Genomic DNA, 23,075 nt, shown 5'->3' on the forward strand with positions numbered 1-23,075 from the left:
CAGCAATCAGCGCCTCATACACAGGCCGGATATATGGCAGCAACCTGTACCTGCATCGATGAACGGAGCCTTGCAAGCCGGGAGGAGACCATATAGGGGTTCACAGCGCCTCCTCGGAGGCCTGTCGCCGGAAAAGCCGCGGATCAGGTCCCCTTGGTGCAGGTGTCATCCAGACCGCCCCGGTCGCCTTGACCGGGGCCTCGCGTTACCATAGCGGCCATTTCCGAACAGCAGAGTCCGCTTTCCCCATGAGTGCAGCTTCCGAGAAGACCCGCGTTCTCACCGGTATCACCACCACCGGCACCCCCCACCTGGGCAACTACGTGGGGGCCATCAAGCCCGCCATCGCCGCGAGCCAGGACCCCAGCGTCCAGTCCTACTACTTCCTCGCCGACCTGCATGCGCTGATCAAGTGCCAGGACCCGCGGCGGGTCCAGGAGTCGCGCCTGGAGATCGCTGCCACCTGGCTGGCGCTGGGCCTGGATACCGACAACGCCATCTTCTATCGCCAGTCCGACGTGCCGGAGATCCCCGAGCTCACCTGGATGCTCTCCTGCGTCTGCGCCAAGGGGCTGATGAACCGTGCCCACGCCTACAAGGCGGCCGTGGCCGAGAACGAGGCCGCCGGCAACCAGGACCCGGACAAGGGCATCACCATGGGGCTGTTCGGCTACCCGGTGCTGATGGCTGCCGATATCCTGATGTTCAACGCCCACAAGGTGCCGGTGGGGCGCGACCAGATCCAGCACATCGAGATGGCCCGGGACATCGCGGGGCGCTTCAACCACCTCTACAAGGGCAACTACTTCACCCAGCCCGAGGCGGTGGTCGACGACAACGTGGCGGTGCTCAATGGCCTGGACGGGCGCAAGATGTCCAAGAGCTACAACAACACCATCCCGCTGTTCGTCTCGGAGAAGAAGCTGCTCAAGCTGGTGCGCAAGATCAAGACCAACTCGCTTGAGCCCGGCGAGCCCAAGGACCCGGATACCTGCACCCTGTTCCAGATCTTCTCTGCCTTCTCCGGCCCGGACGCGACCGCCGCGATGCGCGATGAGTACCGCAATGGCATCGGCTGGGGCGAGGCCAAGAACCGCCTCTTCGAGACCCTCAACGAGCAGCTCCGCGAGCCCCGCGAGCGCTACCAGGCGCTGATGGAGGATCCCGGCCATATCGAGGCGGTGCTGCAGAAGGGGGCGGAGCGAGCCCGCGCCGAGGCCGCGCCCTTCATGGACCGTCTGCGGCAAGCGGCCGGCCTGGGCCGCTTCGTCTGAGGCGCGGCCCCGTGCCGGGTCGTGGTGGCGGGCGCCTTCGGGCGCCCGTCGCCGTTGGGGCGAGGGAGCAGGATCGCTTATTTCTTTCAGTTATTGATTCTTTCATTTAAATGCTTTTACGTGCTTTTTCGGGGTCGTTACCATGGCCGGTCATCCGGGCTCCCCGCCCCTGACGACTTCGAGAGAGCACGCCATGAGTGAACTCGCCCTGACGCAACGATCCCGACTCTCCCTGCCGGTGCTGGCCGGCGCCGGCCTGGTCGCCGCCGCGCTGCTGGTCGGCAGCGCCTTCGGTGCCCGCCTCGGTGCCCTGATGCTGGTCGGCGGCCTGCTGGGCATGGTCCTCTACCATGCCGCCTTCGGCTTCACCGCTGCCTGGCGGGTCTTCATCACCGAGCGTCGCGGCCGCGGCCTGCGCGCCCAGATGGTGATGCTGGCCATCGCGGTGCTGCTGTTCTTCCCGGCGCTCTCGTCCGGCAGCCTGTTCGGCCAGGCCGTGTATGGCTACGTGGCGCCCATCGGCGTCTCGGTGGTGTTCGGCGCCTTCCTGTTCGGCGTCGGCATGCAGCTGGGCGGGGGCTGCGGCTCCGGCACCCTGTTCACCGCCGGGGGCGGCAACGCGCGGATGCTGATCACCCTGCTGTTCTTCATCGTCGGCTCGGTGATCGGTACCGCCCACTTCAGCTGGTGGCAGAGCCTGCCCGCCTTCCAGCCGGTGTCACTGGTCAGGGAGTTCGGTGCCGGCGGCGGCATCGCCGTGAGCCTGGTGCTGTTCGCCGCCATCGCCGCCTTCACCGTGGTGATGGAGAAGCGCCGTCACGGCCGGCTGGAGCGGGCGCCGGTGATCGATGCCGGCAACCGCCGCTGGCTGACCGGCCCCTGGCCGTTGCTGTTCGGTGCCGTGGCCCTGGCGGTGCTCAACTTTGCCACCCTGGCCCTGGCCGGCCGTCCCTGGGGCATCACCTCCGCCTTCGCCCTGTGGGGGGCCAAGGGCTTCGAGGCGCTGGGGGGAGACGTCAGCCAGTGGGGCTACTGGCAGGCGAGCTGGAATGCCTCTGCCCTGCAGGCCAGTGTGTGGAGTGACATCACCACGGTGATGAACGTCGGCATCATGGTCGGTGCCCTGGTGGCGGCGTCCCTGGCCGGCAAGTTCGCCCCCAACTTCCGGATCCCGGCGCGCTCGTTGCTGGCGGCGGTGATCGGCGGCATCATGCTTGGCTACGGCGCCCGCCTGGCCTTCGGCTGCAACATCGGCGCCTACTTCGGCGGCATCGCCTCGGGCAGCCTGCACGGCTGGGTCTGGCTCATCGCCGCCTTCGCCGGCAACATGCTCGGCGTGAGGCTGCGGCCCTTCTTCTTCGAGGGCGAGGCGGGCCGGCTGCCCACCGCCAAGGGCTGCTGAACGCAGTGAGCTCAGCGTGAATCCGCGCCCCGGCCCCGGCCGGGGCGCGGCTGTTTAGGGCATGGTAGAGTGAAGTCCAAGGCGCCCGGAGAGCGTCAACGGCCCGTTCCAGTCACCGCATCGAGAGCAGAGATGACCACCGACACCAAGCGTCCCCTCTATATCCCCTATGCCGGCCCTCCGCTGCTGGAGATGCCGCTGCTCAACAAGGGCAGCGCCTTCACCCGTGAGGAGCGCATCGAGTTCAACCTGATCGGCCTGCTGCCCCAGAACGTGGAAACCATCGAGGAGCAGGCGGAGCGGGCCTACCGCCAGTATCGCCAGTGCCAGAACGACCTGGACAAGCACATCTACCTGCGCGCCATCCAGGACGACAACGAGACCCTCTACTTCCGCCTGGTCTCGGAGCACCTCGAGGAGATGCTGCCGATCATCTATACCCCCACGGTGGGCAAGGCGTGCCAGGAGTTCTCCAACATCTACCGCAACCACCGCGGCCTGTTCATCGCCTACCCGGATCGCGACCGCATGGATGACATCCTGCGCAGCGCCACCAAGGACCAGGTCAAGGTGATCGTGGTGACCGATGGCGAGCGCATCCTGGGCCTCGGCGACCAGGGCATCGGCGGCATGGGTATCCCCATCGGCAAGCTGGCCCTCTATACCGCCTGTGGCGGCATCAGCCCGGCCTACACCCTGCCGATCATGCTCGACGTGGGCACCAACAACCCGGCGCTGCTCGACGACCCCATGTACATGGGGTGGCGGCACGAGCGCATCTCCCAGGAGGAGTACGACGCCTTCCTGGAGCAGTTCATCAGGGCGGTGAAGCGTCGCTGGCCCAGCGTGCTGCTGCAGTTCGAGGACTTCGCCCAGGCCAATGCGGTACCGCTGCTGACCCGCTATCGCGACGAGCTGTGCTGCTTCAACGACGACGTCCAGGGGACCGCCTCGGTGGTGGTGGGCACCCTGATGGCCGCCTGCCAGGCCCGCGACGAGGGCATCGGCCAGCAGCGGGTGGTGTTCGTCGGCGCGGGCTCCGCCGGCTGCGGCATCGCCGAGCAGGTGGTGGTCGCCATGCAGGCCGAGGGGCTGGCCGAGAAGGAGGCCCGGGCCCGGGTCTACATGGTCGATCGCGAGGGGCTGGTCACCAGCGACCAGGCCTGGCTGCGCGACTTCCAGTTCCGGCTGGCCCATGACCCGGCCCTGACCGAGGGCTGGCAGGGGCAGGACCTGGTGGAGACGGTTCGCCGGATCCAGCCCACGGTGCTGATCGGCGTCTGCGGGCGGCCGGGCATCTTCACCGAGGAGGTGGTGCGCACCATGCACGCCGGCTGCGAGATGCCGGTGATCATGCCGCTCTCCAACCCCACCTCCCAGGCCGAGGCGCTGCCCGCGGACGTGATCCGCTGGACCGATGGCGCGGCCCTGGTGGCCACCGGCAGCCCCTTCCCGCCGGTGGAGCACGCGGGGCGCACCATCCCCATCGCCCAGTGCAACAACTCCTACATCTTCCCCGGCATCGGGCTGGGGGTGGTGGCCTCCGGCGCGAAGCGGGTCACCGACGACATGCTGATGGCGGCCTCCCGCGCGCTGGCCCGTGAGGCGCCCATCGTCAAGGAGGGCGAGGGGGCGCTGCTGCCGCCGCTCTCGAAGATCCGTGAGCTCTCCAAGGCCATCGCCTTCGACGTGGCGGCCCAGGCCCAGGGCGAGGGCATGGCGCTGAAGACCGACGGGATCAAGCTGCGCGCCGCCATCGAGCGCAACTGCTGGACGCCGGAATACCGGTGCTACCGCCGCCGTTCGTTCTGAGTCGCGACACCGCCACGATAAAGGCCCTGCCGGGACACCCGGCAGGGCCTTTCTGGTTTACGTAGCCGCGGCTCAAGGCGATATCGGCGATCCTAGGCCGCCCCGATCATCTTGCGCAGCACATAGTGGAGGATGCCGCCGTGGCGGTAGTACTCCAGCTCGTTGGCGGTGTCGATGCGGCACAGGGCGTCGATGCGCTTCTCGCCCTTGTCGCTTTTGACGGTGACCTTCACCTGGCCGCCCGGGGAGAGCTCACCGAGCCCCTCGATGGAGATCTGCTCGTCGCCGGTCAGGCCCAGGGTCTGGCGGCTCTCCCCCTCGGGGAACTGCAGCGGTACCACGCCCATGCCGATCAGGTTGGAGCGGTGGATGCGCTCGTAGGACTCGGCGATCACCGCGCGCACCCCGAGCAGGCGGGTGCCCTTGGCGGCCCAGTCGCGGCTGGAGCCGGTGCCGTACTCCTTGCCGGCGACAACCACCAGCGGCGTGCCCTCTTCCTGGTAGCGCATGGCGGCGTCGTAGATCGCCATCTGCTCGCCGGAGGGCACGTGGCGGGTCTCGCCGCCCACCACGCCATCGAGCATCTCGTTCTTGATGCGCACGTTGGCGAAGGTGCCGCGCATCATGATCTCGTGGTTGCCGCGCCGCGACCCGTAGGAGTTGAAGTCCACCGGCTTGACGCCGCGCTCCTGCAGGTAGCGACCGGCGGGGCTGTCGGGCTTGATGCTGCCGGCCGGCGAGATGTGGTCGGTGGTCACCGAGTCGCCGAGCATCGCCAGGATCCGAGCCTCCTTCACGTCCTCGATGGCGTCCGGCTTCCGCCCCATGCCCTCGAAGAAGGGCGGGTGCTGGATGTAGGTGGAGGCCTCGGACCATTCGTAGACCTTGCTCTGCGGCACGTCGATGGCCTTCCAGACGTCGTCGCCGTCGAACACCTCGGCGTACTCCTTCGAGAACATCTGGGTATCGACCTTGGCCACCGCCTCGGCGATCTCCGCCTGGCTGGGCCAGATGTCCTTGAGGTAGACCGGCTCGCCGTCCTTGCCGGTGCCGATGGGGTCCTTCGTCAGGTCGCAGCGCACGTTGCCGGCCAGGGCGTAGGCCACCACCAGCGGCGGCGAGGCCAGCCAGTTGGTCTTGACCAGCGGGTGGACGCGGCCCTCGAAGTTGCGGTTGCCGGAGAGCACCGAGGCCACGGTGAGGTCGGCGGCCTCGATCGCCTGCTCGATGGGGTCGGGCAGCGGACCGGAGTTGCCGATGCAGGTGGTGCAGCCGTAGCCGACCAGCTGGAACCCGAGGGCGTCGAGGTCCTCGCTGAAGCCGCCGGCGTTGAGGTAGTCGGTCACCACCTTGGAGCCCGGTGCCAGGGAGGTCTTCACCCAAGGCTGGGTCGACAGCCCCTTCTCCAGGGCCTTGCGGGCCACCAGGCCGGCCGCCATCATCACGCTGGGGTTGGAGGTGTTGGTGCAGGAGGTGATGGCGGCGATCACCACCGCCCCCGGGTCGAGCTGGAACTGCTTGCCGTCCAGGTCCACGGCCTGGCTGTCGGCGTGCTCATAGCTGCGTTCGACGCCTACCGCGGTCTGGCCGCCCTCGGACATCAGCTTGCCCTTCTCCACGGTGCGCTCGGTGGAGGAGAGCGGCTTGCCGTCGTCTTCCATGACCTTCTCGAAGGCGGCCCGCATGTCGCCCAGGGCGACGCGGTCCTGGGGCCGCTTGGGGCCCGCCAGGCTGGCCTCGACCTCGCCCATGTCGAGATGCAGGGTATCGCTGAACACCGGCTCGTCACCGGCCTCGCGCCACAGGCCCTGGGCCTTGCTGTAGGCCTCCACCAGGGCCACTTGGGCGTCGTCGCGGCCGGTCAGGCGCAGGTAGTTGAGGGTCTCCTCGTCCACCGGGAAGAAGCCGCAGGTGGCGCCGTACTCGGGGGCCATGTTGGCGATGGTGGCCCGGTCGGCCAGCGGCAGGTCCTCGAGGCCGTCGCCGTAGAACTCGACGAACTTGCCCACCACGCCCTTCTTGCGCAGCATCTCGGTCACCGTCAGAACCAGATCGGTGGCGGTGATGCCCTCGCGCAGCTTGCCGGTGAGCTTGAAGCCGATCACCTCGGGGATCAGCATGGAGACCGGCTGGCCGAGCATGGCGGCCTCGGCCTCGATGCCGCCCACGCCCCAGCCGAGCACGCCCAGGCCGTTGATCATGGTGGTGTGGGAGTCGGTACCCACCAGGGTGTCGGGATAGGCCAGGGTCCTGCCGTCCTCTTCCTTCGTCCAGACCGTCTGGCCCAGGTACTCCAGGTTGACCTGGTGGCAGATGCCAGTGCCCGGCGGCACCACGCGGAAGTTGTCGAAGGCCTGCTGGCCCCAGCGCAGGAACTCGTAGCGCTCGCGGTTGCGCTCCATCTCGATGGCGACGTTGTCCTTGAAGGCCGAGGCATTGCCGAACTTGTCGACCATCACCGAGTGGTCGATGACCAGGTCCACCGGCGAGAGCGGGTTGATGCGGGCCGGGTCCTCGCCGAGGCGCTCCACCGCCGCCCGCATGGAGGCCAGATCGACGACACCGGGCACCCCGGTGAAGTCCTGCATCAGCACCCGGGCCGGGCGATAGCCGATCTCGCGGTCGGAGCGCGCCTCCCGCTGCCAGTCCACCAGCGCCTGCATGTCCTCCCGGGCGACGCTCTCGTCATCGGCGAAGCGCAGCTGGTTCTCGAGCAGGATCTTGAGCGTCTTGGGCAGCCGCTCGATGCTGCCCAGCGCCTCGGCCGCCGCGGGCAGGCTGTGGTAGTGGTAGGTGCGACCGCCGGCTTCCAGGGTCTGCAGGGTATCGGGGGTAGTCTCGGTGCTCATCGTGTCCTCCTCGTCGCGGAGAGTGAACGAACCTTCCTTGTCTCCATGGGACATGGTCATGATAGGCGGGCTTTTCAAGCGCTGCTCCCCGGCGTGCTTGAAATGGCGGCGCCGGGGCGCCATCTTCTTGCGCAGCGGCACGCTATTCCCTGCCATACCCTGGCACACCCCCATGACAGGCCGGCGACGGCCATGGAGGCCCCATGCATGAAGAGTCGTTGAGCCCGCGACGGGTGCGCTGCCCCTACTGCGATGCCCCCTTCGACCTGCTGCTGGACCCCTCCCAGGGCAGCCAGCTCACCTGGGAGGACTGCCACGTCTGCTGTGCCCCGATCCAGGTACGCATCGATGCAGACCCCGCCGACCCGGAGTCGCTGACGGTGACCCTGGGACGCGACGACGAGGTGCTCTAGGAGCCCGCCTTGGCTGCTACAATGGCGCCACTTACCCATCCGACTGCCATGAGGTTTCTTCCATGAGCGACGCGCGTCACGAACGCCTGATCATCCTCGGTTCCGGCCCGGCCGGTTACACCGCCGCCGTCTATGCGGCCCGTGCCAACCTGAAGCCGCTGCTGATCACCGGGATGCAGGCGGGCGGCCAGCTGACCACCACCACCGACGTGGACAACTGGCCGGGGGACGATGCCGGCGTGCAGGGGCCGGAGCTGATGGAGCGCATGAAGCGCCACGCCGAGCGCTTCGATACCGAGGTGCTCTTCGACCACATCCACGAGGTGGAGCTGCGCCAGCGGCCCTTCACCCTCAAGGGCGACAACGGCACCTACACCTGCGACGCACTGATCATCGCCACCGGCGCCAGCGCCCGCTACCTGGGGCTGGAATCGGAGCAGAAGTTCATGGGCCAGGGGGTCTCGGCCTGCGCCACCTGCGACGGCTTCTTCTACCGCAACCAGGAGGTGGTGGTGGTGGGCGGCGGCAATACCGCCGTGGAGGAGGCGCTCTACCTCTCCAACATCGCCTCGAAGGTGACCCTGGTGCACCGCCGGGACAGCCTGCGCGCCGAGAAGATCCTCCAGGACAAGCTGTTCGAGAAGGCCGAGAACGGCAACGTGGTGCTGGAGTGGAACCACACCCTGGACGAGGTGCTGGGCGACAACACCGGGGTGACCGGGGTGCGGCTCAGGTCCACCGAGACCGGGGAGAGCAAGGAGCTGGCCGCGCCGGGCGTGTTCATCGCCATCGGCCACAGCCCCAACACCGGCATCTTCGAGGGGCAGCTGGAGATGAGCGGGGGCTACATCCGGGTGAAGTCCGGCCTCGACGGCAATGCCACCGCCACCAGCGTGCCGGGCGTGTTCGCCGCCGGCGACGTCATGGACCATGTCTACCGCCAGGCCATCACCTCCGCCGGCAGCGGCTGCATGGCCGCGCTGGACGCCGAGCGCTACCTGGACGAGCTCTGACAGCGCCAAGCACCGAGCTACAAGCGCCAAGTTGCTCGGTGACGGGCAGCAGGTGTCTGGATTGCCAATAACAAATCCACCGGAAGCCGAGTCCGGTGGGTTGTTTCTTTTACGCTCGACGAGACGATGACATCATCCTGCGGCGCTTGGCGCTTGGCGCTTGGCGCTTGGCGCTTGGCGCTTGGCGCTTGGCGCTTGGCGCTCGGCGCTAGTAATGCGGCGGCACCTCGTCCGCGGGGCCGGGCGCCGTCGCCTCTCCCTCCTGCAGCGCCCGCTGCTGCTCGCGAATCTTCTCCTGCATCAGGTCGTTGATGCGCTCCAGCCGGGCGAGTCGCCGCTCCTGGGTGGCCACGGCCTCGTCCAGGGTGTCCAGCCAGTGCTCCTGGTAGGCGAGTCGGCTCTCCAGGGCCTCCAGCCGCGTCGCCAGGTCGGCGGACGCCTGTTCCGCGCCCATGCTAGAATCTGCACGCTGTGTGTCGCCGTTCATCGTGGCACCTTCATGATGTTCCATTCCTTCCTTTCACCCCAACAAGAGAGTCACTCGAGTCCATGAATCGAAAGGTCGTGTTTCGCTGTAGTCTGGTCAGCCTGCTGCTCGCCGCACCGGCTCCGTTGCTGATTGCCCTGTTCATCCACCTGGCGGGTGGCGCCCTGTCGGAGGCGCTGTTCGAGAGCCTCGAGATCGGTGGCATCGCCGTGGTCTACGTGGCCGCGGCGCTGGCGGTCTTCCTGCTGTTGCTGGTCGCCACCCTGGCGGTCAACGTGCTCACCCCGCAGCTGGTCAACCTGGCCGAGGTGGAGAACGACGATCGCGAGATCGGCGAGGTGAAGTGGTTCAACGTCAACAAGGGCTATGGCTTCATCACCCGTGACAGCGGCGAGGATGTCTTCGTGCACTTCCGTGCCATCCGCGGCCGCGGTCATCGCACCCTGGCCGAGGGGCAGAAGGTGCGCTACCACGTCATCGAGAATGAGCGCGGGCTTCAGGCCGACGACGTCACCGTGATCACTTGAATCGAAACGCCGGGCCATCGCTCGGCAGCTTCTCGCTCATCAACATTCGTAGCGCCCCGCCATCGTGCGGGGCGCTGTCGTTGTGGGGCCTGCAGTCGCGGAATGACCGCTCAGTGGCCCGAGTCGGGCCAGTGGATCTCGGCCTCGCTGCCGTCGGGCAGCACTCGCAGGAAGCGGTCCGGGTCGTCGCCGGGCTGCCAGCCGCCCAGCGAGCAGCGCACCTCGCAGCCCAGCGTCGTGGCGGCGGCGTGGGCGCAGGTCTGGTCGCTCTCCCAGGGCGTCGCGGGGCTGTCGAACCACAGGCTGGCGAAGCCGTCGGCGGCCTTCTCCACCAGCAGCACCGGGATCTCATGGCCTTCCAGGCGCCCGCGGGTGCGCCACTTGCCCTTGCCGGCGGGCGCCAGGGGCTCGGCGCCGATGGCGGCGGCGAGCCACTCGCTCAGCGCCTCCAGGGGGGCCTTGGCCAGGTAGATCTCGATATCGGGGTAGGTCGGTGGGCTCTCGGGTGTCATGGGGGCCTCAGGGTCGGGCGCTGCCGTTGGCGAACAGGTGGGTGAGGATCGCCTCGTAGACCCGGCTCAGCACGTCCAGATCATCGGCACGGATGCGCTCGTTGACCTGGTGGATGGTGGCGTTGAGGGGCCCGAGCTCCACGACCTGGCTGCCCAGGGTGGCGATGAAGCGGCCGTCTGACGTGCCCCCAGAGGTCGACAGCTCCGGCCGGTGCCCGGTCACCTGCTCCACGCCGGCGACGGCGGCCTCCACCAGCTCGCCCTCGGCGGTGAGGAAGGGCTCGCCGTTGAGGGTCCAGTCCAGGTGGTACTCGAGACCATGGGCGTCGAGGATCGCCTCGGTGCGCTGCTTCAGCTGCTCGTGGGTCACCTCGGTGGAGAAGCGGAAGTTGAACACCACCTCCACCTCGCCCGGGATCACGTTGGTGGCGCCGGTGCCGGCGCGGATATTGGAGACCTGGAAACTGGTGGCCGGGAAGAAGGCGTTACCGGCGTCCCAGTGCTCCCGGGTCAGGGCATCCAGGGCGGGCATCGCCTGGTGGATGGGGTTGCGTGCCAGGTGCGGGTAGGCCACGTGGCCCTGCACCCCCCTGATGTGCAGTACCCCGCCCAGGGAGCCGCGGCGCCCGTTCTTGATCACGTCGCCCAGCCGGGCCGTGGAGGAGGGCTCGCCGACGATGCAGTAGTCGAGGCGCTCGTGGCGCTCGCGCAGGTGCTCGACCACCGCGCGGGTGCCGTCCACCGCGGGGCCCTCCTCGTCGGAGGTGATCAAAAAGCCGATCTGGCCGTGATGGTCCGGGTGGGCCGCCACGAAGCGCTCCACGGCGGTGATCATGGCCGCCAGGCTGCCCTTCATGTCGGCGGCGCCGCGGCCCCGGAGCATGCCCTCATCGTCGATGCAGGGCTCGAAGGGCGGGAAGTCCCAGCGGGTGTGGGGCCCGCTGGGCACCACGTCGGTGTGGCCGGCGAAGGCCAGCAGGGGGCCGTGGTGGCCGCGGGTGGCCCAGAAGTTCTCAACGTCGCCGAAGGGCAGCCGCTCCACGTGGAAGCCGAGCGCCGCGAGGCGCTCGATCATCAGCGCCTGGCAGCCCAGGTCGTCCGGCGTCACCGAGGGACGCCGGAGCAGCTCGAAGGCGAGCTGCAGGGTGGGGGAGAGGCCGGCCGGATCAGTTGTGGGCATGCAGTGCCTCGTTGAGCGCGATGGCGCTCTTGTTGGTCAGGCACTCGATGCGGCCGTTCTGGGAGTTGCGACGCAGCAGCAGGTCATCCTGGCCGGCCAGCTCCCGGGCGGCCACGGTGCGGACTTCCTGGCCCTGGTCGTCGAGCAGGGTGACCTTGGCGCCGGCGGTGAGGTAGAGGCCTGCCTCCACGGTGCAGCGGTCGCCCAGCGGGATGCCGATACCGGCGTTGGCGCCGATCAGGCAGCCCTCGCCCACCTTGATGACGATGTTGCCGCCGCCGGAGAGGGTGCCCATGGTGGAGCAGCCGCCGCCCAGGTCGGAGCCCTTGCCGACCATCACGCCGGCGGAGATGCGGCCCTCGATCATGCCGGGGCCCTCGGTGCCGGCGTTGAAGTTGACGAAGCCCTCGTGCATCACGGTGGTGCCCTCGCCCAGGTAGGCGCCCAGGCGCACCCGGGCGGTGTCGGCGATGCGCACGCCGCCGGGCACCACGTAGTCGGTCATCTTGGGGAACTTGTCGACGCAGTCCACCGAGAGGGGGCGGCCGGCCAGGCGGGCCTTCAGGCGGCGAGCCGGCAGCTCCTCGATGTCGATGGCGCCCTCGCTGGTCCAGGCCACGTTGCGCAGCAGGCCGAACATGCCGGTGAGGTCCAGGCCGTGGGGCCTGACCAGCCGGTGGGAGAGCAGGTGCAGCTTGAGGTAGACCTCCGGGGCCGACTGCGGCGCGCTGTCATCGGCCAGGAACATGGCCACCAGCGGGCGCTGGCTGGCCGCCAGCGACTCGGCCAGCTCGGCCTGCTGCGGGTGGCCGGCCTCGCGCAGGGCGGCCGCCAGGTCGCCGCACTGCTCGGGCAGGAAGCTGACGGCGGCATTGCCCGCCGGGGCGTCCAGCACCCTGGCCGCCGCCTCGGTCAGGCTGGCGTCGGGGGAGAGCAGGGGCGCCGGGTAGTAGATCTCCAGCCAGTCGCCCTGGGTGTTCTGGGTGCCGATTCCGAGTGCAAAGCTCAGCATGGGGGTGTCCTCGTCGTGTGGGGTCGTGGGCCGCGCCGTGGCGTCAGCCCTGAAGGTCGTCGTAGTCGCCGTCGCGGTAGCCGACGCGGATCTCGTCATCGATCTCGAGCAGCGGGCGCTTGAGCAGGGTGGGGTTGGCGAGCAGCAGCTCCCGGGCCCTGTTGGCATCCACCTCCTGCTTCTCCTCCTCGGGGAGGTTGCGCCAGGTGGTGCTGCGCTTGTTGAGTGCCTCCACCAGCGGGACGCGGTGGAGGATATGCTCGAGCAGCGGGGCCGAGAGGCCATCCTCGCGCAGGTCGTGGACCTGGTAGGGGATGCCCTTGCCGTCCAGCGCCTTGCGCGCCTTTCGGCAGGTGTCGCAGTTCTTGATCACGTACAGGGTCAGCATCACTGGCTCCTCTCGATGAAACGACGGATGCGCCGTGCCGCTTCCACGGTGGCCTCGACCTCGGCGACCAGCGCCAGGCGCAGCCGCCCGGCGCCGGGGTTCACGCCGCCGGCGCCCACCCGGCCCATGTAGCTGCCCGGCAGCACGCTGACGTGCTCCTCGGCGTAGAGCGCCCGGGTGAAGGCCTCGTCGTCGCCGCCGGGCACCGCCGGCCACAGGTAGAAGCTCGCCTCAGGCACGGGGAAGTCCATCACCGGGGCGAGGATCTCGGTGGCCGCGGCGAACTTCTCGCGGTAGGCGTCGCGATTGGCGCGCACGTGGGCCTCGTCGCTCCAGGCGGTGATCGAGGCGCGCTGCACCGGCAGGGCCATGGCGCAGCCGTGGTAGGTGCGGTAGCGCTTGAAGGGGGCGATCAGCTCGGCGTCGCCGGCCACGAAGCCGGAGCGCAGCCCCGGCAGGTTGGAGCGCTTGGAGAGCGAGTGGAACACCAGGCAGCGCCGGTAGTCGTGGCGGCCGAGTGCCGCGCAGGCCTCGAGCAGCCCCGGCGGCGGGGCGGCCTCGTCCAGGTAGAGCTCCGAGTAGCACTCGTCCGAGGCGATGAGGAAGTCATGCTCGTCGGCCAGTGCGATCAGCTTCTCGAACTCGGCCAGGGGCGTCACCGCGCCGGTGGGGTTGCCCGGCGAGCAGAGGAAGACGATCTGCACCTCGCGCCAGGTCTCGGCGGGCACGGCGTCGAAGTCGGGCCGAAAGCCGTTCCCGGCGCTGCAGTCCAGATAGAGGGGCTCGCCGCCGGCCAGCAGGGTGGCGCCCTCGTAGATCTGGTAGAAGGGGTTGGGCACCGCCACCCGGGCCGGGCGCGTGCGGTCCAGCGCCGCCTGGACGAAGGCGAAGATCGCCTCCCGGGTGCCGTTCACCGGCAGCACCTGGCGGTCGGGGTCGAGCCCCTCGAGGCCGAAGCGCCGGGTCGCCCAGTCGGCGATGGCGGCGCGCAGCTCGGGAAGCCCGGCGGTGGCCGGGTAGCGGGCGAACTCGGCCTGGTGGTCGACCAGGGTGGCCAGCGCGGCCGGATAGGGGGCGTGCTGGGGTTCGCCGATGGTCAGCGGCACATGGGCCAGCCCCTCGGGGGGCGTCACGCCGGCCTTGAGGGCGGCGAGCTTCTCGAAGGGGTAGGGCTTGAGGGCGTCGAGATCGGGGTTCATGGGTGTCCAGGCGCGCCTCGCCGGCCGTGGCCTCGGGCGTCGTCATGTGAGTCGTTGTCGTGAGACGTGGTCGGAAGGGGCTCGATTATAGGGAAGGCCGCAGAAGGCCTCAAACGTGAAGCCATGACCGGGGGTGATGCAAATGGCAGCATCGCTCAAGGCTGTTCCGGCGACAGGTCTATGAGGGGGCGCTGTGAATACGTCCCTGTACGCTACCGACGCCATCCCTGGCGTAGGACCCCCTCTACGACCTGTCCCCGGCGCCTCTCGCTATCAGGTAGTGCGAATGATCTGTCCCCGGTGCTCCTCGCTACTCTGCCGTCTCGTGCCTAGCCGGAGACATCCAGCACCTCCACCAGCCGCTCGCGCAGGCGCGCCTGGCGCTCGGGGTCGGTGAGGGGCCGGCCGGCCTTGTCGGTGATGAAGAAGACGTCCTCCACCTTCTCGCCCAGGGTGGCGATCTTGGCCGCGGAGAGGGCGATGTCCTGTTCCATGAAGATGCGCCCCACCCGGGCGAGCAGGCCGGGGCGGTCGGGGGCGATCAGCTCCAGCAGGGTGCGCTCGTTGGCCGGGTCCTGCTCGATGATGACCTCGGTGGGCACCTTGAAGTGGCGCAGCTGGCGCGGGGTGTGGCGGGTGACGATCTGGGGGTAGTCGTCCGGGTCGTCGAGCTCCTCCACCAGGTGGGCGTTGATCTCCTCGAGGCGGGCCGGGTCGCGGATCGCCTGGCCCTGGTCGTCCAGCACGATGAAGGTGTTGAGCGTCCAGTCGTTGCTGGAGGTGGCGATGCGGGCGTCGTGGATGGAGAGCCCGAGCTGGTCGAGGGCCGCGGCGGTGGCGGCGAAGAGGTCATCCACCGAGCGGGTGTGGATGAAGACCTTGGTGCCGCCCTCGGCCATGTCCTCGGCCGGCGCGCTGATCAGGATCAGCGGCAGCTGCGAATCGCCATGGGCGAGAATGCCCTGGGTCTGCCAGGCGATCTCGCTGGGCGCATACTGCAGGAAGTACTCCTCGCCGAGGGACTCCCAGAGGCGCTCCACCCGCGCCATCTCGGCGCCGACCGCCGCCAGCAGCGACAGCGCCTCGCCGCGGGTCTCCTGCACCCAGTCGTCGCGCTCCAGGGGGTTCTCCAGGCCGCGGCGCAGGGCGCGCTTGGTCTCGGCGTGCAGCTGGCGCAGCAGCGAGGCGCGCCACCCGTTCCACAGCGTCGGGTTGGTGGCGTTGATGTCGGCCACGGTCAGCACGTAGAGGTAGTCGAGGCGTGTCTCGTCGCCGACCAGGCGGGCGAAATCGGCGATCACGTCGGGATCGGTGATGTCGCGCTTCTGGGCGATCATCGACATGGTCAGGTGGTGCTCCACCAGCCAGCTCACCAGGCGGGTATCGCGGGGCGAGAGCCCGTGGCGTTCGGCGAAGCCCTCCACGTCCCGGGCGCCGATCGTGGAGTGGTCGCCGCCGCGGCCCTTGCCGATGTCGTGGTAGAGCCCGGCGATCCACAGCAGCTCCAGCTTGGGCAGCTGGTGGATCAGGTTGGCGGCCACCGGGAACTCGTCCCGGGCCTCGGGCTTGCGGAAGCCGTGGATGAACTTCAGCAGCCGCAGGGTATGGGCGTCCACCGTGTAGATATGGAAGAGGTCGTGCTGCATCAGGCCCACCGCGCGGCCGAACTCCGGCAGGTACTTGCCGAGCACCCCGTAGCGGTTCATGCGCCTGAGCTGGCGCGCCACGTTGCCGCCGGAGCGCAGCAGCGCCATGAACAGGCTCTGGTGGCGGACGTCGTCGCGATAGAGGTCGTCGATCAGGTGGCGGTGGTCGCGGATCAGGCGGATGGTGTCGGCGCGTACCCCCTCGATCTCGGGGTGCTCGGCCATCAGCAGGAAGAGCTCGAGCAGCGCCGCGGGGCGGTCGCGGAACACGCTGCGCGAGCGGGCCTGGATGTAGCCGCCCTTGATCTCGAAGCGGTCGTTGATCGGCACCGTCTCCAGCGCCTCGCCGGCGTGGAGGATCGCCTCGTCGAAGTGCTGCAGCAGCATGTCGTTGAGGCCGGCCAGGGCCGTGACGTGGCGGTAGTAGCGCTTCATGAACTGCTCGACGGCCAGGCGCTCGGGGGTGTCGCGGAAGCCGAACAGCTCGGCGATGGTGCGCTGGTGGTCGAACAGCAGGCGATCCTCGGCACGGCCGGTCAGCATGTGCAGGGCGTAGCGGACCTGCCACAGGAAGGCCTGGCCCTGGCTGAGGATGCGCAGCTCGGGATCGTTCATGAAGCCGGTGGCGACCAGGTCCTCGTAGCGCTCGCTGCCGAAGTGGCGCTTGGCCACCCAGCCGATCATCTGGATGTCGCGCAGTCCCCCGGGGGAGCTCTTGATGTTGGGCTCCAGGTGGTACTCGGAGTTGTTGTGGCGGTGGTGGCGGCTGATCTGCTCCTGCCACTTGGCCTCGAAGAAGCGGTCGGCGGGCCACAGGTGGTCGGTGGCCAGGCGCGCCTGCATCGCCTCGCGCAGCCGTTCGGGGCCGGCGATGGTGCGGCTCTCCAGCAGGTTGGTGATCACCGTGACGTCCGCGGCGGCCTCGCGCTCGCAGTCGGCGAGCGACCTGACGCTGTGGCCGATCTCCAGGCCGATGTCCCACAGGAAGGTGATAAAGGCGGTCAGGGCTTCCCGGTAGGGTTCATCATCATCGCGCTCGAGCAGCAGCAGCAGGTCCACGTCAGAGTGGGGGTGCAGCTCGCCGCGACCGTAGCCGCCCACCGCCAGCAGCGCCACGCCGCCGTCGGGCCACTCGTGCTGCTCCCAGGCCACCGTCAGCAGCCGGTCCAGGCACCAGGCGCGGCCGTGGATCAGGTCGCGGATGTCGGCGCCGGCACGGAAGCGCTCGTCGAGCCGGGACTGGATCTCGCGCAGGGCCGCCTTGAAGGGGGCGATGGGCGAGCGGCTGCCGGTCAGTTCGCCGCGGAAGCGGTCGACGTCGAACAGCGACGCGTCCGGGGCGAAACGGTAGTGGTGGAGCAGCATGGCGCTCAGCGCTCGAGGAAGGAGAGGTCTTCGTCGCCCCTCGCGGTCAGTACCTCGACGCCGGTCTCGGTGACCAGCAGGGTGTGCTCCCACTGGGCCGACAGGCTCTTGTCGCGCGTCACCGCGGTCCAGCCGTCGCGCAGCACCTTGGTCTTGTAGCCGCCGACGTTGATCATCGGCTCGATGGTGAAGCACATGCCGGCGGCGAGCTCGATGTCCGCCTCGGGGGCATAGCCGTCGTAGTGGAGGATCTGCGGCTCCTCGTGGAAGGTGGCGCCGATGCCGTGGCCGCAGAAGTCGCGCACCACCGAGTAGCCGTTCTCCTCGGCGTGGGACTGGATGGCCCGCGCCAGTTCGGAGAGGCGGGCCCCGGGGCGGATCAGGGCGATGCTGCGGTAGAGGCACTCCTGGGTGACCCGGCACAGCCGCTCTCCCTGGATGCTCTCGCCGATCACGAACATCACGCTGGAGTCGCCGTGGTAGCCGTCGGCGGTCTTCACGGTGATGTCGATGTTCATGATGTCGCCGTTCCTGAGATTCTTGGCGTCATCGGGAATGCCGTGGCAGACCACGTGGTTGATGGAGGTGCAGATCGACTTGGGGAAGCCGTGGTAGTCGAGGGGGGCCGGGGTGGAACCCAGCTCGTCGACGATGTAGTCGTGGCAGAGCCGGTCGAGCCTGCCGGTGCTGACGCCGGCCGTCACATGGGGAGTGATCATCTCCAGCACGCTGGCGGCCTGACGGCCCGCCTCACGCATCTTCTCGATCTCGTCGGGCGTCTTGATGGGTACGTTCATGGAATCTCGGATTCTGGGGTGGGGTCGCCCAGGCGTCGACAGGCGTGGACAGGAGCGGGCGACTTCATCTCGGGGTCGATCCATGGTATAAAGCTGCGCGCCTTCCTGCAATCGCTGAACCCTCCGTGTCAGCCACGCCGGCCAGCCGAGCTGTCCCGCCGTGTCGGAGAGGAGCGACTGCGATGGCGCAACGCAAAGCAACGCCTTGAAAACACACATGCACCGGCACATGGTCCCGGGTGCTGTCGTGGTCATCTTTCGATGTCCCGGCGGTCGGATCCATGGGGTGCGTGGAGGCCTAACCCGATTTTCCAGGAGTCATCCATGGCACACGTCAATATGCGTGACCTGCTGAAGGCAGGTGCTCACTTCGGTCACCAGACCAAGTACTGGAACCCGAAGATGAGCAAGTTCATCTTCGGCGCCCGCAACAAGATCCACATCATCAACCTCGAGCACACCCTGCCGGCCCTCAACGAGGCGATCGACGTGGTCGAGAAGATGGCGGCGGCCAACAACAAGATCATGTTCGTCGGCACCAAGCGCAGCGCGAGCAAGATCATCAAGGAAGAGGCCACCCGCGTCGGTCAGCCGTTCGTCAACCACCGCTGGCTGGGCGGCATGCTGACCAACTACAAGACCATCCGCGTTTCCATCAAGCGCCTCGGTGAGCTCGAGGCCATGCACCAGGACGGCACCTTCGAGAAGCTGACCAAGAAGGAAGTGCTGATGGCGACCCGCGAGCAGGCCAAGCTCGAGCGGTCCGTGGGTGGCATCAAGGAGATGGGTGGCCTGCCCGACGCACTGTTCGTGATCGACGTCGACCACGAGCGCATCGCCATCAACGAGGCGAACAAGCTGGGCATCCCGGTCATCGGCGTGGTGGATACCAACTCCGACCCGGACGGCGTCGACTACGTGATCCCCGGCAACGATGACTCCATCCGCGCCATCCAGATCTACGTCAAGGCCATCGCCGACGCCTGTGCCCGTGCGAAGGAAGGTCGTCCCGACGAGTTCGTCGAGGTCACCGAAGAGACCCAGAGCGACGCGGCCGCCGAGTGATCGCGGCCCGTCCGGCCGGCGCCACGCTGGCCGCTGTTGCAGCGGTCGGCGCCACGGCAGCCGGTCGGACCAAAGGGGGCCGCGGCCCCCTTTCTTCTCCGAATTCGCCGGACTCTCCCACCGAGGGTCCGGCTCCCACTTCACGAGTCATTCAGAGGTGAACCCCATGGCAGCTATCAGCGCCTCCCAGGTCAAGGAACTTCGCGAGCGTACCGGGCTCGGCATGATGGAGTGCAAGAAGGCCCTCACCGAGGCCGGCGGTGACATCGACGTCGCCATCGAGAACCTGCGCAAGAGCTCCGGCCTCAAGGCCGCCAAGAAGGCCGGCCGCACCGCCGCCGAAGGCACCGTCGTCACTCGCGTGGCCGAGGACGGCAGCTACGGCGTGATGGTCGAGATCAACTCCGAGACCGACTTCGTCGCCCGCGACGACAACTTCAAGGCCTTCGCCGACAAGATCGCCGACGCCTTCTTCGCCGCCAAGAGCGAGGACGTGGCCGCCGTCATGGCCGGTGACCTCGAGGTGGCCCGCGAGCAGCTGGTCCAGAAGATCGGCGAGAACATCGGCGTGCGTCGCAGCGTCGTCGTCGAGGCCGCCGAGGGTGGCCTGGTGGGCGAGTACGTCCACGGCGGCCGCATCGGTGTGCTGACCGTGCTCAAGGGCGGCAACGCCGAGGTGGCCAAGGACGTCGCCATGCACGTCGCGGCCATCAACCCGGCCGTGGCCCGCCCCGAGGACATGCCCCAGGAGCAGCTGGACCAGGAGAAGGACATCATCCTCGCCCAGCCCGACATGGCCGGCAAGCCCGAGAACATCGCCGAGAAGATGGTCCAGGGCCGCCTGAAGAAGTACCTGGCCGAGAACAGCCTGACCGAGCAGCCCTTCGTCAAGAACCCGGACCAGTCCGTGGCCGAGTTCGTCAAGGCCGCCGGCGGCGAGGTCCTCGGCTTCACTCGCTTCGAGGTGGGCGAGGGCATCGAGAAGGAAGAGGTCGACTTCGCCAAGGAAGTGATGGAACAGGCCAAGCGTAGCTGAGGTCAGACGTTCCCGAAAAACGATGGCGTGCGCACCCGCGCACGCCTTCGCGTATCCGGCCGGTGCCTCCGGCCACCGCTGTGCCCACTGCTGACGCCCCAGGAGAGATGCCATGCCCACATCCGACCATGCCGATCTGCCGCTCGAGCGCCCCGCCAGGGCCGACAAGCCCCGCACGGAGAAGTCGAAGTACAAGCGGATCCTGCTCAAGCTCTCCGGCGAGGCGCTGACCGGCGATGCCGAGTTCGGCATCGACCCGAAGGTGCTGGATCGCCTGGCGCTGGAGATCGGCCAGCTGGTCGGCATCGGCGTCCAGGTCGGCATCGTGGTCGGCGGGGGCAACCTGTTCCGCGGGGCCGCCCTGCACGAGGCCGGCATGGATCGGGTCACCGGCGACCACATGGGCATGCTGGCCACGGTGATGAACGCCCTGGCCATGCGCGATGCCCTGGAGCGCTCCAACATCCGCTCGCGGGTGATGTCGGCGATTCCCATGAGTGGCGTGGTGGAGCACTATGACCGCCGGACGGCCATCCGCTACCTCACCTCCGGTGACGTGGTATTGTTCTCGGCCGGCACCGGCAACCCCTTCTTCACCACCGACTCGGCGGCCTGCCTGCGCGGCATCGAGATCGATGCCGACGTGGTGGTCAAGGCCACCAAGGTGGACGGGGTCTACGACAAGGACCCGGTCAAGCACAGCGACGCGGTCAAGTACGACCAGCTCAGCTATGACGATGCCCTGGACCAGAAGCTGGGCGTCATGGATTTGACCGCCATCTGCCTGGTGCGGGACCATGACATGCCGGTCCGCGTCTTCAACATGAACAAGCCGGGCGCCCTGCTCAATCTGGTGGTGGGCGGCGAGGAAGGCACGCTGATAGACAGAGGTTGATAACGTGATCAATGACATCAAGAAGGATGCGGAAGCCCGCATGAAGAAGAGCCTCGAGGCCCTTCATGGCAACTTCAACAAGATCCGTACCGGGCGCGCCCACTCCAGCATCCTGGACTCGGTGACCGTGGACTACTACGGCAGCCAGGTCCCGCTGAACCAGGTGGCGAACATCAACACCGAGGATGCGCGCACGCTCTCCGTGGTGCCCTGGGAGCAGAACATGGTGCCCAAGATCGAGAAGGCCATCATGACCTCGGACCTCGGCCTGAACCCCTCGACCGCCGGCAACAACATCCGCGTGCCGATGCCGATGCTCACCGAGGAGACGCGCAAGGGCTACATCAAGCAGGCCCGCGCCGAGGCCGAGCACGCCCGGGTGGCGGTGCGCAACGTGCGCCGCGACGCCAACGGCGACATCAAGGCACTGCTCAAGGAAAAGGAAATCACCGAGGACGAGCAGCACCAGGGCGAGGACGCGATCCAGAAGCTGACCGACAAGTACATTGCCGAGATCGACAAGGCGCTGGAATCCAAGGAACACGACCTGATGCAGGTCTGAGGATGGCGCGCCCCGCCGCATCGGCGGGGCATGCCCCGGCACACTCCCCATGCGAGACACCATGACGTCACCGCAATCTCCTGACCCCGGCGCCACGGATGGCACCGCCGCCACCCCGGGGGGCGCGCTGCCACGCCACGTGGCGATCATCATGGATGGCAACAACCGCTGGGCGCGTGCCCGGGGGTTGTCAGGCGTGCGCGGCCACCATGCCGGCGTCGAGGCGGTGCGGGCCACCATCCGCCGTGCCGCCGAGCGCGGCATCGAGACCCTGACCCTGTTCGCCTTCTCCAGCGAGAACTGGAAGCGCCCCAAGGCCGAGGTGAGCGCGCTGATGGAGCTCTTCCTGCTGGCGCTCAAGCGCGAGGTCAGAAAGCTCCATGACAACGGCATTCGCCTCTCGGTGATCGGCGACCGCACCGCCTTCTCCGACTCGATCCAGCGCTACATCGCTCGCGCCGAGGAGAAGACCCGCGACAATACCCGCATGCACCTGGTGATCGCCGCCAACTACGGCGGGCAATGGGACATCGCCCGGGCCGCCCGGCGGCTGGCCGAGCGGGTCGCCGCGGGGGAGCTGGCGCCCTCGGCGATCGACGAGCAGGCCCTGGCGGGACAGCTCTGCCTGGCCGGCGTGGCCCCGGTGGACCTGTGCATCCGCACCAGCGGCGAGCAGCGCATCTCCAACTTCCTGCTCTGGGAGCTGGCCTATGCCGAGCTCCACTTCACGCCACGGCTGTGGCCCGACTTCGATGCCGAGGCGTTCGACCAGGCGCTGGCCGACTTCCAGCGCCGGCAGCGCCGCTTCGGCATGACCGACGAACAGATCGAGGCGCAAGGTGCTTAGACAGCGGATCATCACCGCGGCCTGGCTGGCTCCGCTGATGCTGGCCGGCCTGTTCGGCCTGTCGGGGGGTGCCTTCGCGCTCTTCACCGCGGCCATCGTGCTGCTGGCCGGCTGGGAATGGACCAACCTGGCCGGCATCCGCCGGCACGACCACCGCCTGCTGCTGGTGGGCGTGCTGGCCCTGGCCATGCTCATGCTGTGGCTCAGCGGGGCGGCCCTGGCCGCCTGGCCGCTGTGGCTGGGGGTCATCGGCTGGCTGGCCAACCTCTACTGGGTGGTCCACTATCCGGCGCGGGGGCGCCAGTGGCAGTCGCCCTCCCGCCGCCTGGCCATGGGCCTGTGGGTGCTGCTGCCCGCCTGGGTGGGCCTCGTCGTGCTGCGTGACACCGGTGCCGTCTGGCTGCTCTTCGTGCTGCTGCTGGTGTGGTGTGCCGACATCGGTGCCTATTTCGCCGGCCGTGCCTTCGGCCGGCGCAAGCTGGCGCCGAAGGTGAGTCCCGGCAAGAGCTGGGAGGGCGTGGCCGGGGGGCTGGTCGCCACCGCCCTGCTGGCCGTGCTGTTCGCCACCTGGCAGGGGCTGGGGACGTCAGGCGGCCTGTCGCTGGTGCTGGCGACCCTGGTGGTGACCCTGGTCTCGGTGCTGGGCGACCTGCTCGAGAGCATGCTCAAGCGCTACCGCGGCATCAAGGATTCCAGCGCGCTGCTGCCCGGCCATGGCGGCGTGCTGGACCGCATCGACAGCCTGACCGCGGCGCTGCCGCTCTTCGCCCTGATCGCCCTCGGGGTGCTCTAGC

General features: G+C 68.4%; 21 protein-coding genes. 12 read left to right on the forward strand and 9 right to left on the reverse strand.

Translation table 11 applies throughout. The annotated features are described in order from the left end of the window. The first annotated feature begins 248 nt into the window (after window positions 1-248). The 3 genes from trpS to BDK63_RS07225 all read left to right on the forward strand — a co-directional run bounded on the left by trpS (window position 249) and on the right by BDK63_RS07225 (window position 4,488). Window positions 249-1,274 carry a tryptophan--tRNA ligase gene (trpS, locus tag BDK63_RS07215; RefSeq protein ID WP_183330698.1) on the forward strand — a complete coding sequence of 342 codons (1,026 nt, stop codon included), beginning with the start codon at window positions 249-251 and terminating at the stop codon, window positions 1,272-1,274. Between the two features lie 193 nt (window positions 1,275-1,467). After that, window positions 1,468-2,676: a YeeE/YedE family protein gene (locus BDK63_RS07220; protein WP_183330699.1), complete on the forward strand. Its 1,209-nt coding sequence runs from the start codon at window positions 1,468-1,470 to the stop codon at window positions 2,674-2,676. Window positions 2,677-2,808: 132 nt separating this feature from the next. After that, window positions 2,809-4,488, forward strand: coding sequence for an NAD-dependent malic enzyme (locus BDK63_RS07225; RefSeq protein WP_183330700.1), 1,680 nt, complete (start codon window positions 2,809-2,811; stop codon window positions 4,486-4,488). A gap of 92 nt (window positions 4,489-4,580) precedes the next feature. On the opposite strand, the gene acnA is transcribed toward BDK63_RS07225, so the two are convergent. Beyond that, a complete protein-coding gene (acnA, locus tag BDK63_RS07230; protein WP_183330701.1) occupies window positions 4,581-7,337 on the reverse strand; it encodes an aconitate hydratase AcnA in 2,757 nt (918 codons plus the stop codon). Window positions 7,338-7,540: 203 nt separating this feature from the next. Here acnA and BDK63_RS07235 point away from each other — a divergent pair, with 203 nt between their 5' ends. Both BDK63_RS07235 and trxB read left to right on the forward strand, forming a co-directional pair. Next, window positions 7,541-7,750, forward strand: coding sequence for a zinc ribbon domain-containing protein (locus BDK63_RS07235; protein WP_183330702.1), 210 nt, complete (start codon window positions 7,541-7,543; stop codon window positions 7,748-7,750). 62 nt (window positions 7,751-7,812) lie between these two features. After that, complete coding sequence (gene trxB / locus BDK63_RS07240; RefSeq protein WP_183330703.1) at window positions 7,813-8,763, forward strand: thioredoxin-disulfide reductase; 951 nt, start codon at window positions 7,813-7,815, stop codon at window positions 8,761-8,763. A gap of 208 nt (window positions 8,764-8,971) precedes the next feature. On the opposite strand, the gene BDK63_RS07245 is transcribed toward trxB, so the two are convergent. Beyond that, the gene (locus tag BDK63_RS07245) at window positions 8,972-9,217 is read right to left on the reverse strand and encodes a SlyX family protein (protein WP_183330704.1); all 246 of its coding nucleotides are present in this window, start codon (window positions 9,215-9,217) and stop codon (window positions 8,972-8,974) included. A 95-nt stretch (window positions 9,218-9,312) separates the two neighbouring features. On the opposite strand from BDK63_RS07245, the gene BDK63_RS18645 reads away from it, so the two are divergent. Continuing rightward, window positions 9,313-9,777 carry a cold-shock protein gene (locus BDK63_RS18645; RefSeq protein WP_281379243.1) on the forward strand — a complete coding sequence of 155 codons (465 nt, stop codon included), beginning with the start codon at window positions 9,313-9,315 and terminating at the stop codon, window positions 9,775-9,777. Between the two features lie 110 nt (window positions 9,778-9,887). On the opposite strand, the gene BDK63_RS07255 is transcribed toward BDK63_RS18645, so the two are convergent. From BDK63_RS07255 to map, 7 genes are all read right to left on the reverse strand, one after another. Then, window positions 9,888-10,289 (reverse strand): hypothetical protein, encoded by a 402-nt coding sequence (locus BDK63_RS07255; protein ID WP_183330705.1) that lies wholly within the window; start codon window positions 10,287-10,289, stop codon window positions 9,888-9,890. Between the two features lie 7 nt (window positions 10,290-10,296). After that, window positions 10,297-11,469 (reverse strand): succinyl-diaminopimelate desuccinylase, encoded by a 1,173-nt coding sequence (gene dapE / locus BDK63_RS07260; RefSeq protein ID WP_183330706.1) that lies wholly within the window; start codon window positions 11,467-11,469, stop codon window positions 10,297-10,299. After that, entirely contained in the window at window positions 11,456-12,481 is a 1,026-nt protein-coding gene (gene dapD / locus BDK63_RS07265) for a 2,3,4,5-tetrahydropyridine-2,6-dicarboxylate N-succinyltransferase (protein ID WP_183330707.1), read from the reverse strand. Before dapD ends, dapE begins: the two co-directional genes overlap by 14 nt. A 43-nt stretch (window positions 12,482-12,524) precedes the next feature. Next, window positions 12,525-12,869, reverse strand: coding sequence for a Spx/MgsR family RNA polymerase-binding regulatory protein (locus BDK63_RS07270; protein ID WP_183330708.1), 345 nt, complete (start codon window positions 12,867-12,869; stop codon window positions 12,525-12,527). Further along, entirely contained in the window at window positions 12,869-14,068 is a 1,200-nt protein-coding gene (gene dapC / locus BDK63_RS07275) for a succinyldiaminopimelate transaminase (protein WP_183330709.1), read from the reverse strand. Before dapC ends, BDK63_RS07270 begins: the two co-directional genes overlap by 1 nt. A gap of 329 nt (window positions 14,069-14,397) precedes the next feature. Further along, entirely contained in the window at window positions 14,398-17,079 is a 2,682-nt protein-coding gene (locus BDK63_RS07280; protein WP_183330710.1) for a [protein-PII] uridylyltransferase, read from the reverse strand. A gap of 5 nt (window positions 17,080-17,084) precedes the next feature. Beyond that, a complete protein-coding gene (map, locus tag BDK63_RS07285) occupies window positions 17,085-17,876 on the reverse strand; it encodes a type I methionyl aminopeptidase (protein ID WP_183330711.1) in 792 nt (263 codons plus the stop codon). A gap of 324 nt (window positions 17,877-18,200) precedes the next feature. On the opposite strand from map, the gene rpsB reads away from it, so the two are divergent. The 6 genes from rpsB to BDK63_RS07315 all read left to right on the forward strand — a co-directional run bounded on the left by rpsB (window position 18,201) and on the right by BDK63_RS07315 (window position 23,074). After that, window positions 18,201-18,941, forward strand: coding sequence for a 30S ribosomal protein S2 (gene rpsB / locus BDK63_RS07290; RefSeq protein ID WP_183330712.1), 741 nt, complete (start codon window positions 18,201-18,203; stop codon window positions 18,939-18,941). A 166-nt stretch (window positions 18,942-19,107) separates the two neighbouring features. Then, entirely contained in the window at window positions 19,108-19,977 is an 870-nt protein-coding gene (gene tsf, locus BDK63_RS07295; RefSeq protein ID WP_183330713.1) for a translation elongation factor Ts, read from the forward strand. Between the two features lie 112 nt (window positions 19,978-20,089). Beyond that, entirely contained in the window at window positions 20,090-20,872 is a 783-nt protein-coding gene (gene pyrH, locus BDK63_RS07300) for a UMP kinase (RefSeq protein ID WP_246385923.1), read from the forward strand. A gap of 4 nt (window positions 20,873-20,876) precedes the next feature. After that, on the forward strand, window positions 20,877-21,434 hold the full coding sequence (gene frr, locus BDK63_RS07305; RefSeq protein WP_183330714.1) for a ribosome recycling factor: 558 nt from the start codon (window positions 20,877-20,879) through the stop codon (window positions 21,432-21,434). Window positions 21,435-21,495: 61 nt separating this feature from the next. After that, window positions 21,496-22,281 (forward strand): polyprenyl diphosphate synthase, encoded by a 786-nt coding sequence (uppS, locus tag BDK63_RS07310; RefSeq protein WP_183330715.1) that lies wholly within the window; start codon window positions 21,496-21,498, stop codon window positions 22,279-22,281. After that, the gene (locus BDK63_RS07315; RefSeq protein WP_183330716.1) at window positions 22,274-23,074 is read left to right on the forward strand and encodes a phosphatidate cytidylyltransferase; all 801 of its coding nucleotides are present in this window, start codon (window positions 22,274-22,276) and stop codon (window positions 23,072-23,074) included. The genes uppS and BDK63_RS07315 overlap by 8 nt, the downstream gene beginning before the upstream one ends. The last annotated feature ends 1 nt before the right edge of the window (window position 23,075 follow it).

It is taken from the genome of Halomonas campaniensis, from assembly GCF_014193375.1.
Classification (GTDB): Bacteria; Pseudomonadota; Gammaproteobacteria; order Pseudomonadales; family Halomonadaceae; genus Halomonas; species Halomonas campaniensis.

Bases quoted from the DNA above. Each gene is read 5' to 3' on its own strand.
- trpS (WP_183330698.1), top strand. From the start codon at position 249: ATGAGTGCAGCTTCCGAGAAGACCCGCGTTCTCACCGGTATCACCACC.
- BDK63_RS07220 (WP_183330699.1), top strand. From the start codon at position 1,468: ATGAGTGAACTCGCCCTGACGCAACGATCCCGACTCTCCCTGCCGGTG.
- BDK63_RS07225 (WP_183330700.1), top strand. From the start codon at position 2,809: ATGACCACCGACACCAAGCGTCCCCTCTATATCCCCTATGCCGGCCCT.
- acnA (WP_183330701.1), bottom strand. From the start codon at position 7,337: ATGAGCACCGAGACTACCCCCGATACCCTGCAGACCCTGGAAGCCGGC.
- BDK63_RS07235 (WP_183330702.1), top strand. From the start codon at position 7,541: ATGCATGAAGAGTCGTTGAGCCCGCGACGGGTGCGCTGCCCCTACTGC.
- trxB (WP_183330703.1), top strand. From the start codon at position 7,813: ATGAGCGACGCGCGTCACGAACGCCTGATCATCCTCGGTTCCGGCCCG.
- BDK63_RS07245 (WP_183330704.1), bottom strand. From the start codon at position 9,217: ATGGGCGCGGAACAGGCGTCCGCCGACCTGGCGACGCGGCTGGAGGCC.
- BDK63_RS18645 (WP_281379243.1), top strand. From the start codon at position 9,313: ATGAATCGAAAGGTCGTGTTTCGCTGTAGTCTGGTCAGCCTGCTGCTC.
- BDK63_RS07255 (WP_183330705.1), bottom strand. From the start codon at position 10,289: ATGACACCCGAGAGCCCACCGACCTACCCCGATATCGAGATCTACCTG.
- dapE (WP_183330706.1), bottom strand. From the start codon at position 11,469: ATGCCCACAACTGATCCGGCCGGCCTCTCCCCCACCCTGCAGCTCGCC.
- dapD (WP_183330707.1), bottom strand. From the start codon at position 12,481: ATGCTGAGCTTTGCACTCGGAATCGGCACCCAGAACACCCAGGGCGAC.
- BDK63_RS07270 (WP_183330708.1), bottom strand. From the start codon at position 12,869: ATGCTGACCCTGTACGTGATCAAGAACTGCGACACCTGCCGAAAGGCG.
- dapC (WP_183330709.1), bottom strand. From the start codon at position 14,068: ATGAACCCCGATCTCGACGCCCTCAAGCCCTACCCCTTCGAGAAGCTC.
- BDK63_RS07280 (WP_183330710.1), bottom strand. From the start codon at position 17,079: ATGCTGCTCCACCACTACCGTTTCGCCCCGGACGCGTCGCTGTTCGAC.
- map (WP_183330711.1), bottom strand. From the start codon at position 17,876: ATGAACGTACCCATCAAGACGCCCGACGAGATCGAGAAGATGCGTGAG.
- rpsB (WP_183330712.1), top strand. From the start codon at position 18,201: ATGGCACACGTCAATATGCGTGACCTGCTGAAGGCAGGTGCTCACTTC.
- tsf (WP_183330713.1), top strand. From the start codon at position 19,108: ATGGCAGCTATCAGCGCCTCCCAGGTCAAGGAACTTCGCGAGCGTACC.
- pyrH (WP_246385923.1), top strand. From the start codon at position 20,090: ATGCCCACATCCGACCATGCCGATCTGCCGCTCGAGCGCCCCGCCAGG.
- uppS (WP_183330715.1), top strand. From the start codon at position 21,496: ATGACGTCACCGCAATCTCCTGACCCCGGCGCCACGGATGGCACCGCC.